The organism is Achromobacter sp. SIMBA_011, from assembly GCF_046535435.1.
Taxonomy (GTDB): Bacteria; Pseudomonadota; Gammaproteobacteria; order Burkholderiales; family Burkholderiaceae_B; genus Achromobacter; species Achromobacter dolens.
In genome coordinates, this window is the sequence record NZ_JAWRWN010000796.1 from 1 (window position 1) to 256 (window position 256).

General features: G+C 56.2%; 1 protein-coding gene. It reads left to right on the forward strand.

The window, feature by feature from the left end:
• Positions 1-256: cobalamin-dependent protein (locus tag SB816_RS33170; protein ID WP_410548399.1), on the forward strand; the 256-nt coding region annotated here is incomplete at both ends.

Sequence of the window (256 nt, forward strand, 5' to 3'; positions counted from 1 at the left end):
GTCGTTCTCGCCTGCAACAATTACGAGATCATCGATCTCGGCGTGATGGTGCCGACGACGAAAATCCTTGAAACGGCGATTGCTGAAAAGGTCGATGTTATCGGTCTTTCCGGTCTCATCACGCCTTCGCTTGACGAGATGGTGCATGTGGCGGCGGAAATGGAGCGGCAGGGTTTCAACATTCCGCTGCTGATCGGCGGCGCAACGACGAGCCGTGTGCATACGGCGGTGAAAATCCATCCGCGTTACGAGCAGG